Source organism: Desulfosporosinus hippei DSM 8344 (assembly GCF_900100785.1).
In the GTDB taxonomy this organism is placed as follows: Bacteria; Bacillota; Desulfitobacteriia; order Desulfitobacteriales; family Desulfitobacteriaceae; genus Desulfosporosinus; species Desulfosporosinus hippei.
This window is the reverse complement of record NZ_FNCP01000017.1, coordinates 15,707-30,073: the sequence shown is the minus strand read 5'-3', so window position 1 is coordinate 30,073 and position 14,367 is coordinate 15,707. Positions and strand designations below refer to the sequence as shown.

Here is a 14,367-nt window from a genome sequence, read left to right as displayed (position 1 = left end):
TTGATCTAGGTGTATCTGGGTATTCAATTAATTGAGAATTGAGGGGAAGTCGATGGAAGGTAACAGTCAAGTAATATTTGCTACAGTAGTGTTTTTAATATCTTATGCAATTATAATTTCGGAAAAAATTCATCGTACAGTCGTTGCATTACTTGGTGGAATGCTCGTCATTATCGGGGGAGTAATTAACCAGGAACAAGCGATAGAGGCTATTGATTTCAATACAATAGGGCTATTAATTGGAATGATGGTTATTGTAGGAATTGCAAGAAATTCAGGATTATTTGAGTACCTTGCTGTATGGTCTGCCAAGCAAAGTCAGGGTGAACCCATAAAAATAATGATTTCATTAACAATCATCACTGCATTACTCTCAGCGCTTTTAGATAATGTAACAACGGTTTTATTAATTGTACCTATTACTTTCTCAATTGCAAAAGCCCTGGAGATTAATCCTATGCCTATCCTTTTTGCAGAAATTCTTGCCTCTAATATTGGTGGAACTTCTACTTTGATTGGTGATCCACCTAATATAATGATAGGTTCGGCAACGGGCTTAGGGTTTATGGACTTTGTAATCAATCTTGCTCCTGTAATTGTTATTATTATGATTGTGACAGTATTTTTGCTCAAGTTCATCTACCGAAAAGAATTAGTGACCCGTGAAGAATTAAAGAAAAATATTATGAGTATGAATCCGGCTACAGAAATCAAGAACCCGCTTCTGCTAAAGAAATCATTATTTGTAATTTTCCTAACGGTTTTTGGGTTTTTTATTCACCAGTACGTTCACCTTGAATCGGCAACAATTGCCCTGACTGGAGCGGCGCTTCTCTTGCTACTAACTCGGGAAGAGCCCGAACATGCACTAGGCGCAGTTGAATGGCCAGTAATATTTTTCTTTGCAGGATTATTCATACTGGTTGGATCGTTGGAACATGTCGGAGTAATCGAGTGGATAGCAATGGAATCCTTAAAACTTACGGGTGGGGAAATATTACCGACCGGCATGCTAATCCTCTGGCTCTCTGCCATTGCCTCGGCGTTTGTAGACAATATACCTTTTGTAGCTACGATGATCCCCTTAATTCAAGACATGGGAAGATTAGGCGGCATTACAGATCTTAATCCCCTTTGGTGGTCATTATCTCTAGGTGCATGCCTTGGTGGTAACGGAACGATTATTGGAGCATCAGCAAACGTAGTAGTGGTAGGCATGGCTGAGAAGCGAGGTTACAAATGGACTTTCGTAGGCTTTATGAAAGTCGCTTTTCCACTAATGATTGTTTCAATTCTCATATCCACAATTTATTTGTACTTTTTCTTTCTGACCTAAAGAGTCTAGAATCATAAGTTCCAGAGGCATATGATTTATATTATGCCTCTGGAATGTTATAAAAAATTGAAAGGAGCAATCCGTTGTCTGGCTTAGCACGCGATAAATTTATACCTTTAGTTGAACGGGATTTAGGGGATATAACCTATCCAATCTGGCTATTGATTAATCCGAAATACCCCACTGTTGTTAACGATATTTGGAGACATGTGTTAGATGAGATTCAAGATCATGTGTATCGAAAAATTAATTCGCGAATTGATACTTCTAATATCTATATTAGGAGTGTCGTAAGTGATTGTGGAATAGTTCCAAATACATTAAATTGGTGGGGCAAAGAAGTAGCTACAGAAATAAAATTGTTTAGGGAAATTCTGCTTGAATATCAGCCAAAGATTCTTGTCACCTTTGGTGGGTTTCCATATGAATTTGTGCGGCGTGTATTTGAAGTTAAACCGGAAAAAGGCCCAAAGTATTGGAGTGCAAACAAAATTAAGAACGAATTTGATAGATCTATTAAGACCTTTGACGTTAATAACACTAATTTAATTCCTTTATTACGTCGTGTAACAATTGAGAGGAACGATCGGTATGATTGTTTCAGCAGTAACGAAATTGAAGATTACTTTCAACAGGTAGGAAAAAAAATATCGGAAATAATCATTAGAGATAAGAATAGCTTAAAAATCTGGATCCCAGTTGGTTAAAAATACTTCCCCAAAAATGTACCTTCTTGTTTTAATTGATAAGGGTCTCCGCCAGCGTCAAGAAATTGTTCATAGTGATAAACCCAATTGTCGATATCTGGAATTACTTCTTTCCATGAATTATTACCTAAAACCTTATAAAACCAATACATCATCTGTGAGTTTGCGAGCTTCGCTGAGTTGCAGTATTTTTTCTCATAATCTATTAGCCTTTCTAAAGATTCATTTGTACGATCCATGGTATCATGTTCTCCTTTCTGGCGATGGGTATTAAGTCTAGGATTACCAAAATATTGGAAACTTAAAATTGAGGCAATTGTAAAAATTGATTATAAGCATTTTGGTTTTCTATATACTTGATTTTTATTCGATGTTAATCTAAAAATGTAGAAGTTTACTATTGAGCCTTAACTAAAGAAAAGCAATTCCCAATAGAGAAAAAGCTGACAGAAAAGGTCGCTAAGAATTTTAATCGTAAATTATAAATGCAAAGTATCGACATGAGAATACTCCACATCGAAGGAGGGTTTAAGAATGAGAAAGGAATCCCTTGATTACGGGGTAAGGTACACGCGGGGGAAGTTTTTAAATGTAGTACCGGTGTATCCCCCTGGTAATGAACGTAATTTCAAATTTGAACTCTATAATAATCGAGTACGAGCCAAACTTCCGGTAGCTACCCTTACAACAAGTGTTGATACGGTTATTAGGGAAGGTATGATTAGACGTTCCTTTAATGCGAATTTAGAAATTAGACCTGACGTGCCATTTAGTCAAGAGGAATTAAACGATTTGCCATCTGATATTGCCACCTTTATGGTTCGGGAGTTAGGGGGCAACCCTCAAGAAGAAGAGTTTATCATTAAAGTAACGTGTCAGTTCAGCGATTCTTCAAATGTCAAGAGAACTAATATTATTTCAGAATCATGGATAAGTGGAGGAATAGATTTTAACACTTATAATATTTTTTCTAACAATGCTCTAGTAATGTCATCAGGGTATTAGAATGAGTCGAACTAGGTTTAAAGTGATTCTTTATTTAGATGAGACAGAATTCTCTCGCGCTGCCGCAATATATTCAGCAATCCTAATGATGAATATGCCTAATATGCATTTGACCATCGTGAGGCTTAAAGAAAGCAACCAAAGTTTGCTGGAAATTGATGAAAAATGCCAAAACATCTGGCCGACAACCTCAGATGTGCCGCAGAATGCCCTAGATGTGTTTTTAGCAAGATCAAAGGATGTTCAACAACAAGTGCTATATTCCAATCCCAATATTCCAGATGCAGTAACTGCGCTCCTCGCGTATGTAAATAAGTGGGCAATCGATTTAATAGTAATGGGTGCAGGTGAGTTTAGCAAAATAAAAGAGGTTATATTTGGTAGTTTAGCGTATTCCCTACAAAATAGATCACCTATCCCTGTGTTGTTGGTAAAGGAATTATCTCAAGATTTTCTAGAGGGATGCAATTTAACACCGACTCTGACGATTGTTCCAAAAAATCAGCATGGAAATTAATATTTGTGAAGTGAAGTGTTCGAAGACACTTCTTTTTTTGTCCAAAAAAGGAAAGTTAATTCAAACCCATTTTTAATTCAATCAGAATTATAACACAAAGTTTTCCGCTAAAGGGACGTCCAAGGAGGAGGATCATTAATTATTAGCAAACAATTTGGTAATCGGATTAAGATTTTATTAAATTATAAGGTTTTTTATATTGTTAAATTCAATTACTGTGGATTATCCTCATCATTTAAAAAATGGAGGTATGAAAAAACCGCCTAGTAAACAATAAGTGGGGGAGATTAGTAGAGAAACTATAGCCTAAAATTCAGCAAATAGCTGACATCAGCGGGTTTAAGCAGGCTAAGATTAAGATTTTGAATTTTAATCCGTTAGGATCGATATAGAAATCCTTAAATCTGAAGGATTAAGATTATGGCTTTCCTTACTCAAAAATAGTACCAAAGTTGTAACCAGGCTCATCTATTTTTGGTTAATAACCCTTATTACAACCTTAAACTAATGCAAAATCGATTTGAAAATAGGTATAACTGATTATAGGGATATGGATACACTATAGACACATTTCTCAAGCAATGCTACTCTTTACTTGTGAAACAAAATTCAAAGGAAAGGAGTGTAAGAAACTAAACTATAGTTTAAAGGGTTAATAATTGAAGAAGATCCGAAACTCTAGGTTAAGAAAATAATGCAAGATATGAATGAGTGTAAAATAAACGATTCAGAGCTTGCCTGGGAAATGGGACAAATTCGGGTACTTCTTCAAGAAAAAAAGCAGCCTATAAAAGGCCGCAAAAGAAATTGCTTATTAATTATTATATCACAAAAATCTCTGAAATTTGGCAGGTAAAAACTAAAATTCTAACTCCATTGAAAGTGAAGAACACTGAAGGAGGGAAATTAATGAAAACTATGTATAATTCGTTTATGTATGCAGCTAGGGCGCATGCCCAATGGGAGATTGAAACATCTAATAATATTATAAAAAACAGAAAGAAGTTGCTGATCTTATTCGTAATGGCTCTCCCTTTACTCATTCCTGCAATGGCTCATGCAGCAGCAACTTTACCGGCATTTGTAGGCGGTAAAGCGGCCTTCGGACCATCATTTTTTTCACCGTCAACGTTTTACGGTTCAATAGCCGTTGGTGTCATCGCTGGCCTTATAACCGGTTGTATAGGGGCAGGGGGAGGATTTGTTATTACTCCAGCGTTAATGAGCTTGGGAGTCAAAGGAATACTTGCGGTTGGTACTGATATGTTTCACATCTTTGCTAAGGCAATTATGGGAACAACCTTGCACAAAAAAATGGGCAACGTTCATGCCGGGCTAGCCATTGCTTTTTTGATCGGTTCTGGTCTGGGAGTAACCGGTGGCGGGATGATCAATCGTGCACTATTTAATTACAACCCGATAATGAGTGATTTTGTAATAAGTTCAGTATATGTAGTTCTGCTGGGATTCTTAGGCATCTTCGCTTTGAGTGAGTATCTTACAATGAGAAAGAGCTCATCAAAAGTTGGCGGCGATGCTCACGGCGGCCCGGAAAAAATGACAGCACTGGGCGCGAAGCTCCAATCCATTGAATTTAAACCAATGATTAAATTCGATGAGCACGTAGTCCCTGGTGGAAGAAGAATTTCAGGCTTCTTTGTTGGAATTTGCGGAGCTGTGACTGGGTTTTTAGCATCCATTCTGGGCGTTGGCGGCGGTTTTGTTACCTTCCCGATGTTTGTATACGGCCTAGGGATTTCCACTGGAACCACAGTGGGTACCGATATCCTCCAAATCATTTTTACAGCAGGTTATGGTTCAATTGCTCAATACGCTATCTATGGTTATGTGTTTTACACTTTAGCAATGGGAATGCTGCTGGGTTCCTTATTCGGGATCCAGATTGGGGCAATAACAACAAAAGTAGTTCCAGGAACCCAAATTAAAGCTTTCTATGCCTTAGCAATCTTAGCGGGTTTTGTCAATAGACTTTTTGCACTCCCTGAGAAATTAACTCAAATGGGCTATATCTCCTTATCCGCTTCCTCCGGTGCTATAGTTACAAAGGTTGGAGTATGGTTATTCTTTGGTCTAGTCTCCATCTTTGCTTTCTGGATTATAAGTACCTTCATAAGAAATATACCGAAACTTCGGGCTGAAGCCGCTGCGGATTATGAGGCGAATGTTAAAGGAGGTGTTTCTCAATGAAGTTAGTTCAAAACAAAAAGACTTTTACCATTGGTTTTATAATGCTTATTAGTTTTGTACTATGCTATATGGGAATGATGTCACCTAACTTTGGTAACGGAAGAAACGGTTTAGAATATGCAGATGATATGTTTAATTCATTGTCTAAAGGCTCGGCGTATTTCATTGAAGAAGCCCAAAAAGTAGCTGACGGACAATTGGGCAAAAATATAACCTTAGCAATCAAGGCATCTTCCGCTGACGAAGCTGTAAAATGGGGTAAACTGTACACTGGAGCTGGGGCAACAGTAACCGTTAAAGATAGTTCAATCAGCATCGAGGGAGATTACGGGAAAATTTTAGGCGCAGTGGTCGCAGACAGTGATTTTATGTATCATAATGACAGCAAATCCTTGGAAAGGAAATATGGGTACGAAGGTCGTGAAGCCACCTATAACTGGTATAATTCCTTAAAGAAAATCGATGCAGCATTTAAGTCAAAAGCACAGTTTCAAGAGGAATTTGACTTAGTTAAGGTTCAACAAAAAGCTCTTGAGCCAGCCTATAATTATTACGGCGTAGAAATTAAGAAAGTTAGTGAGAACAAATTAAGTCTTATCTTTTTGCTTAGTTTCTATCTGGTATATACCGTATGGTATGGCTTCGGACTCTATTATCTCTTTGATGGTCTTGGCATTGTAGTAGCCAAAACTAAGAAGGCAGCTTAGAGTTCAATCAGCAGTAATTTGCGCTATTCTTAGGTGATTAACAGATGAAATTTCAAGGTTAGATATTTATTCATTAGACTTTAACCTTTTGCTACAACTAGTGGCAGATCTGAGTTGATTAGTTGCAGCAAAAGGTTTTTATTTAAAAAATACACTCTTTTTATGAGGGGATTGAGAGATGATGAAGAGAGAGTCTGGAATGAAAAATTATCCTATCTGGGTAGTTATTAATCCCAAACACCCTATCAGTCATGACAACTGGACACCGGTCTTAGACGAAATTCAAGATCGAGTTTATAGAAAAATGAATACTAGAATTGAAACTTCCAATATTTATTTTAGAAATGCTGTTAGTGAAAGTAGATTAGTTCCTAATACTCTGAATTGGTGGGGGCCGGAAGTAGCTAAAGAAATTGAACAGTTTAGAGAAATTGCTTATGAATATAAACCGAAGATGATTTTTTCGTTAGGTGCATTTGCTTTCGAATTTTTAAGACGAGTTTATGAGATTAAGCCAGAAAAAGGGCCTAAGGCATGGAGTAATGCTAATTTAGGTGATGAATTTGAAAGATCCATCGAAAACTTTGATATAAACAAAACCAATTTAATTCCCTTACTCCACAGAGTGGGAGCTAGTGGTAATTTTATTGATACAAACAATTACTTTTCTAGGAAAGACGGAGAGAATTACTATCGGTATGTAGGTGCGAAATTAGCTGACAAGATTATTGAGAACAAAGATCGACTCGATATATGGATCAATAAATCCTCAATTCAACTAAGCTCTTCCTGGATTGCGCCATAATTCCACATCTTTTTAGGAAAGGGGTATAGAATATGACGGATTCTAAATTTAACGTGCTCCTGTACTTTGATGATTCACAGCAAGCCTTTTATGCAGCGGTTCATACGGCAAAATTATTAAAAAATATGCCTAATATGCATTTAACTGTTGTGCAGGCCCGAGAAACCTGTGAAGATTCAAACGTTACAGAATTCTGTTGGCTTGATACAAAAGATCTGGTCAATTGGGCTATAGCGAAGGGTAATGCTCAAGGGTTCGAATATCATTGGCCGCTTAAAGCATCTTCAGATTGGATGAAGAGAGTTTTCGCTGGATCTAACTCCTCTGATCGTGACAAATATCACCAGATGATTTCTGAAGCTAATCGAGTTTTTACCGAAAGAGCAGAGGATGTCAGTAATGTTATCATTTATTGTAATCCTGGAATTTCAGATACTTTAGATGCACTCTATGATTATGCTGCCAAGAACTCATATAATTTGATTATTATGGGGACACGAGGACTAACAACCATGAAAATCTTACTTTTTGGGTGTTTAATAAACAATTCTCCGATACCCATGATGTTAGTGAAAAAGCTTCCTAAGGAAATTTCAAAACATTAATTAAAAGATGTATATTTTAAAGAATTATTTCATCATATGTCCTTAGAAAATTCTTTAGGGCATGTGATTTTTTCTTTTTCATAGCTAATTTTGACCATAGTAAGCTTGAAGATTAAAAAGATAATGAATGTCCAATTCGTTCTATTTATCATTACTTAGCTAAATTGTTATGGCAATTTTGGCGATTGACGATCATTAATCATTAATTATTGATTATCCCATATACTAGATTATGATATAATAGGCGTCAAATCGTTTTTAAAGGTGGAATTTTCATGACTGACTCTAAATCACTTAAAGTACTCCTATATGCTGATGGAACACCGCATTCCTTTTCAGCGACTGTATATGCGGCGAGTTTATTCGCAAGTCTCGATAATATGCAGTTAACGATCTTGCATATCAACGAAAGTGTTCAAGGCTCCATTGAAGGAGACTATAATTTGTTGGAAACCTGGTCTACGAACCCACATACAGACTGGGTAGAGCACTTAATAAATGATCAGGATTCCGAAAAAGAAAAGGAATACTCCGAAATCCTCGCCACAACCAATAAAATCTTTGCTCGAAAAGGACAGAATGTAAGTCGTCAGACAATTTACTCAAATTCAAATATCCCTGATATTACAGAAGCTATTATTGACTACGCAACCAAAAAGAACTTTGAGCTAATAATTATGGGGACTAGAGGGCTTAACAGCTTTAAAGGTTTAATTTATGGTAGTTTAGCTCATAGTGTACTTAATAAATCGAATATTCCTGTTTTGTTGATCAAAAAGCTTCCGCAAGATTTTATAGATAATTATCGTTCTGAAGCTTAGGAGTTAGCTAAAATGAGCCCGGAAAAGTTTTTTCCGGGCTTAAGTATGTTAATTTGCTTGTGCTTGGCTTAATATGGTAAAATGCACTTAAAAGAGAACCCTTAGATTCTCTATTAGTCGAGTTTTTTCTTGAATTTTCAAGCTATTTCCTTCTTTAATTTTGTTGAAGTATGAATGTATATGAAAGGCAGGTAGAGATATGGCAGTAAGGCTTAGCAAAGGACAAAAAGTGGATCTCACAAAAAGCAATCCTAACCTAAAGGAAATAATTGTAGGATTAGGTTGGGCGTCAAACCCTGCAGCAAGCAACTATACTTATGACTTAGATGCTTCAGCTTTTTTGATAGGGTCTAATGGTAAAGTTAAGGACGAAAATGACTTTGTTTTCTATAATAATCCATCTGGTGGCCAAGGGTCAGTGAAGCACAGTGGAGATCACAAAAAAGGCTCCGGAGAGGGGGACGACGAGCAGATTCGCATAAATTTGTCGGCCGTACCCCCTCATATTGAGAGAATATCCTTTAGCATTACCATCAATGATGCTCAAATGAAACGACAAAGCTTTGGAGATATTAAGAACTCTTATGTAAGGATTCTCAATGCAGGTACAAATGAGCTGCTTCTCAAATATGAACTAGGTGAGGAATTCTCTGTAGAAACAGCTATCGTTGCTGCAGAAATTTATCGCCATGCCGGCGAATGGAAATTCAATGCAATAGGCAGCGGGTTTCAAGGTGGTTTGGCAGCCCTTTGTCGTAATTTTGGTTTGGAAGTTGAGGAGGAACGGGGAAACAACAATGCCGGAAGCCCGGGAGGAAGTCAGGGCATACCTTCCTACAGTAGTCAGCCCAACCCCCAATCCCTGTATGGCCAAAATAGTCCTCAATCCTATAGTCAGAACTCTCAATCCTTCGGTCAGAGTCCTCAACCAATGGGGCAGAGTCTTCAGACATACGGGCAACAGGCTCAAAGCAGTGGTCATCAAAGTGGGATGACCTGTCCTCGTTGCCATTCCCCTCAAGTTACGGCAGGGAAGAAAGGTTTTGGGCTCGGTAAAGCTGCTATCGGCGGTGTTTTGCTAGGGCCAGTTGGTTTACTGGCAGGGTTCATTGGAAGTAAAAACATGGAGTTTGCCTGTTTAAGCTGCAAAGAACGATGGAACTCCGGCAGCAATACTAATACGGCTGAGTGGCTGCAAAAGCAAACCGAAAATGCCCGAAATATTGTTAACAAATATATGGGAAAAGATCTGACGGAAGCTTTAGTAGCAGGTAGTGCTTTGGTCGCAACAGCTGACGGTGTTCTGGAAGCTTCTGAAAGGGAGAAGCTTATTGATTACTTCCGTACGAGTCAAGAAATGCGTGGAATTAATATTAATGAAGTCGATTCTCGTTTTAATTACTTTGTACAGCGGATACAGAGTGATCTTATCTTAGGCAAGGCGGAAGCTTTGAGGGCGGTAGGAAAATTAGCGAGCAAACCAGAAGCTGCTCGCTTGGTTGTTCGTCTCTGTTGTGCAATTGGTTTCGCAGACGGAGAATTTGCCCCAGTTGAAAAAAGAGTGGTAGAAGAGATTTGCCGAGAAGTCCATTTAGACCCCAGAGAGTTTATTTTTTAGTGACAATTTGTGGGCCGGGATGTTAAATCCGGCCCAATTATACTTTGTGAAGAGTTGCAAAAATGTATATCAATCAAGTGCACGCTGAATGCGAAGGGCGGATAGGGGAAGCAGCTCAAAGGTTAGGGATCCGCCGGACAATGCTTTTTTCGAAAGCTGAAAGATAAAAAAACTAGAATATTTGCAGAAAAGAAGTTATTCCAATTAGAAAACGGTCTGCTTTTGCTGTAGAAGTGGAAGAGACCGTTTTCGCTTTGATGTTACATAGAAGTGAATAGGATAGTTGAGTGAATTTTTTGCATACGCTTGAAGGTAGATACCTTTTCATTTATACTAGAATAGTCTATATAGGGCATGCTAATTTATCGAAAAGTCTAGACATCGCAAGGGTTTACGGGTAGTGTTTTAAATAAATGTGTGCATGGGAAAACAGCCTTTGACGTCACAAACCGTGCCCATGGAGTAAAAATCAAATGGTGCACCGGTGCACCATTTGGCCGCTTTGCTCCTTAATAAATGGAATAATTGTAAGAATCTGGTTACCTAAGAGAAAAATAAGTTAATGAAGGGTATTTATTTGCCTAACAGGGAGAATTTATGGAAAAAATTATAAACGGATCGATTCCAAAAGACACACTTATGGAGGCTCTAGGAATCCAAATCGTAGAATTAAATGAACAACGAGTTGTTGCCGTAATGCCGATCTCCAGGGCGAATAGGCAGCCTTTCGGAATGCTGCACGGAGGAGCGTCAGTTGCCTTAGCTGAAACAGTGGCTAGCGTGGGAACCTATAACCTCATTGACCAAGATACCCAACAGGCTGTTGGCTTAGAGATTAACGCTAATCATATTCGTTCTAAGCGGGATGGAATTGTCAAGGCTGTTGCAACTCCTTTACACAAAGGAAGGACGACTATGGTCTGGGATATTAAAATCACGGATGAGGATGACCAATTAATCTGTGTTTCAAGGTGTACAATGGCTGTAATTAATGTAAAATAGGGGATGCAATCTCTGATCTTTAACTGTAACGCTTCTAGCCATTTTAAGGGCCGGAGGCGTTTATTAATTTGGGATTTCCATTTTTTCGCTTATTTTTGAAGGGATTCGATATATTGCGTAGAATAATTTAAAGACTAAGTATCACTTAGATTGAATATTGCCATAATCTTATTAGATGTTTTATGAGGAGACACAATAGGAAATGAATATACAAATATTTGGAGTCAAGAAATGTTTTGATACGAAAAAAGCAGAACGGTACTTTAAAGAACGAAAAATAAACTATCAATTTATTGACTTAGGGATAAAGGGCTTAAGTAAAGGTGAACTCCAAAGTGTAAAAACGGCAGTGGGCTTGAATAAATTGATCAATGCGAATGCTAAAGATTATAAAAGATTAAATATGAATCAGATTATCTCTCCCAGCGGTAAAGAAGAGATGCTGCTAAATAACCCCAGTCTGTATAATACCCCTATTGTAAGAAATGGCAAGCTGGCTACCGTTGGTTATGAACCAATTATTTGGGAGTCCTGGCAAGGATAAGGAGGGAGAAGCTACGGAGATCAGTAATGGAAATAGGACTGTTTTAAAACAATCCAATAATATTTTTAAAGATATACTGTCTCCTTTGCAGGAAAGGGGTACTAAGTACGATGTATATTTCTATAGAATTATTGGATGTGATGACGAAACAGAGTATCTGACTCGAATCACAAGTCTAAATGAACAACTAAAACTTACAGATAACTTTATTCTATTTGACAATTCCATTCCGGTAAGTACTGATTTGAGCGTTATTGAACGATTAAGGCAGTTATTTAAACCTGTTCCCCTTAAAGACTTTAGCAATGGAGCCTTAGCAAATCTATTGGATTCTCAAGGTTATTTTTCTTTAAGCTCAAACAGCGAGTTGAATCGAGGGATAAGAAATGCCTTTGATACAATTTTCAATCTCTACATAGCCAATGAATATGAGATTAATTTAAGTATGGCTGTAAACTTCGGAACCAAAATATTACTTTGGTTTGGAGAACACGGCAAACAAATTATTAAGAAGTCTCCCTATAATCCTAAGGTTATTTACTGGGGTAGTCCTAAGAAACATGAAGTATATTACCTCATTTTAATGTCCCTTATCGGCTGTGATGTACTAGTACTCAATACCTCGTTCAGAGACGAGTTTGAATATGTAGATAAGAACAATGAATACTCGATGCTTATCAAATATTTCAAAGACTTACCAATACGTTCATTTCCTGAGCAGAAAGCTAAAAAAGAAGTAAGGGAAAAGGACTTGCCAAAAGCTATAAAGAAGGAACCTGAGTTGCCGGTAGACCAACAAAAACCAAGGGATTTAGTTAACCTAAATGATCCAATAGTTGTCGTCAAATTGAAGAGAACTGAGGCAATATTCCAAGAAATGCTTGTTCCACTAAAAATGCGAAGTGGTTACATTGGGCATCCTTATCCCATACTGCCAACATATTTTATTCGTTACATTGGCGTACCTGTCTCTTCCGATGATTGGGAGGCAGAGTATTATAATAGTCTCTATGACTTGGATCGCTCTCTACAGTTACTGGGAAATTATCTGAAGTTTATTGATGGTATTCCGGCACCTACTGCGGATGAGAATTCCTCCATTCCCACTGGGTTTAGTAGTTATCCTTTTAAAGATAGATCTGAGGTCATTGAACAAACTTTAAGAGCAGAGATACTTCCGCAATTCAATAATGAGCTATTCGATAACACAATTAAAAAAATGTTTGTTGAGATAGTTGATCTTTTTGCTGAGAAAAACAAAAATGCAAACTTCTCAATAGTTTCAAATTTCTCATTAAAAATAGTTACATGGTTAAATAGGTATGTGGTTCAATTATTTCCCAAAGCCTCTTTAAACCAGGATCAGGATCATAATCCTAAAATATTGTTCCATGGCCAAATTAAACCCCACGAAATTTATCTCTTATATGCCTTACATAGGTTAGGGTGTGATGTCCTTTATGTACATTCGGATAAAGATGGGGACAAACCATTTCAAATTATTGATAGGGATAATGAGCTGACCCATCTTATTCAGAATCCCAATAATCTAACTTTGGAATCCTTTCCCGCCGAAGAAAGGTACATTCGTAAAAGTACAATTGCTTACAACGCCTCTAAAGAAATTGAGGAAGTAATTTATGGGGAAGATGTGGGGCTTTTCAAGCCATGGCAGTTTGAAAACTATGGCACTCAACCCATCACCCTTAAAACTACCGTTGATGAACTTAAGATATTATGGAGAGAACCTGCAAAACTGCGACCGGAGTTTAAAATTCAAAACAAAAAAGTTTATATTCCTAACTTATTTGCTAAAATTAATGGAGTTAGTGAGGACTTAAATACTTATTGGCGGGATTTAGGAAACCTCTCTTCAGCCACAAATACCAAGCTTGTTAGTGGTCTGCCATTTACAAATGTAAATTACACGAAGCAGGAACTGTATCAGGCTAGTTATTTATTAACGGACCAGGGACTTTTAAATGAAGCTAAAGTAATAATGAGCAAGCATTATAAATTTAACCATCTTAGAGCACCTTTACAGCATTTTTTAATTGGAAAAATTAATGAATTAATTGGCTCAGACCTTTTTGTAACAGCAGTAGATAACAAATTTAAGCTAAAGATTATTATGACTATTTTAACCATGGAGGATGAAATCTTAAAGCTGATCGAAGTCTTTGATTTTCCTCAAGAGATTCCTAAAATCGTAATTTATGATCATAAAAAACAATCTTTCAGCGAAAGCGATGCCATTATCCTTGCCTATTTTAACCGCATTGGTCTAGATATCCTAGTTTTAACTCCAACGAGCTACAAAACCATTGATCAATTCATTAAGCCATGTTTCTTTGATCTTTTTCAGCTTCCACAGGTCAAATTCGATTTAGATATGCCCTCTTTAGCTGATATCCCAGCAGCTTCTTCCCAAAAACCAGGGCTATTATCACGTTTCTTTCATCTGCGATAGCTTTGAGTTTACTGCAAGATTT

At 37.3% G+C, this 14,367-nt stretch carries 15 protein-coding genes; 14 read left to right on the top strand and 1 reads right to left on the bottom strand.

All coding sequences use genetic code 11. The annotated features are described in order from the left end of the window. Positions 1-52 precede the first annotated feature (52 nt). Positions 53-1,336, top strand: a complete 1,284-nt coding sequence (locus BLS16_RS14535; protein WP_092334368.1) for an ArsB/NhaD family transporter — start codon at positions 53-55, stop codon at positions 1,334-1,336. Positions 1,337-1,419: 83 nt separating this feature from the next. Further along, positions 1,420-2,043, top strand: coding sequence for a hypothetical protein (locus BLS16_RS14530; protein ID WP_092334366.1), 624 nt, complete (start codon positions 1,420-1,422; stop codon positions 2,041-2,043). On the opposite strand, the gene BLS16_RS14525 is transcribed toward BLS16_RS14530, so the two are convergent. Further along, complete coding sequence (locus tag BLS16_RS14525) at positions 2,040-2,282, bottom strand: hypothetical protein (RefSeq protein WP_092334364.1); 243 nt, start codon at positions 2,280-2,282, stop codon at positions 2,040-2,042. The genes BLS16_RS14530 and BLS16_RS14525 overlap by 4 nt on opposite strands. Positions 2,283-2,577: 295 nt before the next feature. On the opposite strand from BLS16_RS14525, the gene BLS16_RS14520 reads away from it, so the two are divergent. The 12 genes from BLS16_RS14520 to BLS16_RS14465 all read left to right on the top strand — a co-directional run bounded on the left by BLS16_RS14520 (position 2,578) and on the right by BLS16_RS14465 (position 14,345). Further along, complete coding sequence (locus BLS16_RS14520) at positions 2,578-3,048, top strand: hypothetical protein (RefSeq protein WP_092334362.1); 471 nt, start codon at positions 2,578-2,580, stop codon at positions 3,046-3,048. 22 nt (positions 3,049-3,070) lie between these two features. Beyond that, on the top strand, positions 3,071-3,565 hold the full coding sequence (locus BLS16_RS14515; protein WP_207649763.1) for a universal stress protein: 495 nt from the start codon (positions 3,071-3,073) through the stop codon (positions 3,563-3,565). A 909-nt stretch (positions 3,566-4,474) separates the two neighbouring features. Further along, a complete protein-coding gene (locus BLS16_RS14510; RefSeq protein WP_092334358.1) occupies positions 4,475-5,773 on the top strand; it encodes a sulfite exporter TauE/SafE family protein in 1,299 nt (432 codons plus the stop codon). After that, positions 5,770-6,480: a hypothetical protein gene (locus tag BLS16_RS14505; RefSeq protein WP_092334356.1), complete on the top strand. Its 711-nt coding sequence runs from the start codon at positions 5,770-5,772 to the stop codon at positions 6,478-6,480. The genes BLS16_RS14510 and BLS16_RS14505 overlap by 4 nt, the downstream gene beginning before the upstream one ends. Positions 6,481-6,658: 178 nt before the next feature. Further along, the gene (locus BLS16_RS14500) at positions 6,659-7,285 is read left to right on the top strand and encodes a hypothetical protein (protein ID WP_092334354.1); all 627 of its coding nucleotides are present in this window, start codon (positions 6,659-6,661) and stop codon (positions 7,283-7,285) included. Between the two features lie 32 nt (positions 7,286-7,317). After that, entirely contained in the window at positions 7,318-7,890 is a 573-nt protein-coding gene (locus BLS16_RS14495) for a universal stress protein (protein ID WP_092334352.1), read from the top strand. A 275-nt stretch (positions 7,891-8,165) separates the two neighbouring features. Continuing rightward, positions 8,166-8,711, top strand: a complete 546-nt coding sequence (locus BLS16_RS14490; protein ID WP_092334350.1) for a universal stress protein — start codon at positions 8,166-8,168, stop codon at positions 8,709-8,711. A 199-nt stretch (positions 8,712-8,910) separates the two neighbouring features. Further along, positions 8,911-10,329, top strand: coding sequence for a TerD family protein (locus tag BLS16_RS24900; RefSeq protein ID WP_092334348.1), 1,419 nt, complete (start codon positions 8,911-8,913; stop codon positions 10,327-10,329). Positions 10,330-10,391: 62 nt separating this feature from the next. Beyond that, the gene (locus tag BLS16_RS24640; protein ID WP_092334346.1) at positions 10,392-10,496 is read left to right on the top strand and encodes a helix-turn-helix domain-containing protein; all 105 of its coding nucleotides are present in this window, start codon (positions 10,392-10,394) and stop codon (positions 10,494-10,496) included. A 430-nt stretch (positions 10,497-10,926) separates the two neighbouring features. Then, on the top strand, positions 10,927-11,331 hold the full coding sequence (locus BLS16_RS14475) for a PaaI family thioesterase (protein WP_092334344.1): 405 nt from the start codon (positions 10,927-10,929) through the stop codon (positions 11,329-11,331). 202 nt (positions 11,332-11,533) lie between these two features. After that, entirely contained in the window at positions 11,534-11,875 is a 342-nt protein-coding gene (locus tag BLS16_RS14470) for an arsenate reductase family protein (RefSeq protein ID WP_092334342.1), read from the top strand. Next, positions 11,841-14,345 (top strand): YceG family protein, encoded by a 2,505-nt coding sequence (locus tag BLS16_RS14465; protein WP_092334340.1) that lies wholly within the window; start codon positions 11,841-11,843, stop codon positions 14,343-14,345. Before BLS16_RS14470 ends, BLS16_RS14465 begins: the two co-directional genes overlap by 35 nt. Positions 14,346-14,367: the final 22 nt, after the last annotated feature.

Bases quoted from the DNA above. Each gene is read 5' to 3' on its own strand.
- BLS16_RS14535 (WP_092334368.1), top strand. From the start codon at position 53: ATGGAAGGTAACAGTCAAGTAATATTTGCTACAGTAGTGTTTTTAATA.
- BLS16_RS14525 (WP_092334364.1), bottom strand. From the start codon at position 2,282: ATGGATCGTACAAATGAATCTTTAGAAAGGCTAATAGATTATGAGAAA.
- BLS16_RS14520 (WP_092334362.1), top strand. From the start codon at position 2,578: ATGAGAAAGGAATCCCTTGATTACGGGGTAAGGTACACGCGGGGGAAG.
- BLS16_RS14510 (WP_092334358.1), top strand. From the start codon at position 4,475: ATGAAAACTATGTATAATTCGTTTATGTATGCAGCTAGGGCGCATGCC.
- BLS16_RS14505 (WP_092334356.1), top strand. From the start codon at position 5,770: ATGAAGTTAGTTCAAAACAAAAAGACTTTTACCATTGGTTTTATAATG.
- BLS16_RS14500 (WP_092334354.1), top strand. From the start codon at position 6,659: ATGATGAAGAGAGAGTCTGGAATGAAAAATTATCCTATCTGGGTAGTT.
- BLS16_RS14495 (WP_092334352.1), top strand. From the start codon at position 7,318: ATGACGGATTCTAAATTTAACGTGCTCCTGTACTTTGATGATTCACAG.
- BLS16_RS14490 (WP_092334350.1), top strand. From the start codon at position 8,166: ATGACTGACTCTAAATCACTTAAAGTACTCCTATATGCTGATGGAACA.
- BLS16_RS24900 (WP_092334348.1), top strand. From the start codon at position 8,911: ATGGCAGTAAGGCTTAGCAAAGGACAAAAAGTGGATCTCACAAAAAGC.
- BLS16_RS24640 (WP_092334346.1), top strand. From the start codon at position 10,392: ATGTATATCAATCAAGTGCACGCTGAATGCGAAGGGCGGATAGGGGAA.
- BLS16_RS14475 (WP_092334344.1), top strand. From the start codon at position 10,927: ATGGAAAAAATTATAAACGGATCGATTCCAAAAGACACACTTATGGAG.
- BLS16_RS14470 (WP_092334342.1), top strand. From the start codon at position 11,534: ATGAATATACAAATATTTGGAGTCAAGAAATGTTTTGATACGAAAAAA.
- BLS16_RS14465 (WP_092334340.1), top strand. From the start codon at position 11,841: ATGAACCAATTATTTGGGAGTCCTGGCAAGGATAAGGAGGGAGAAGCT.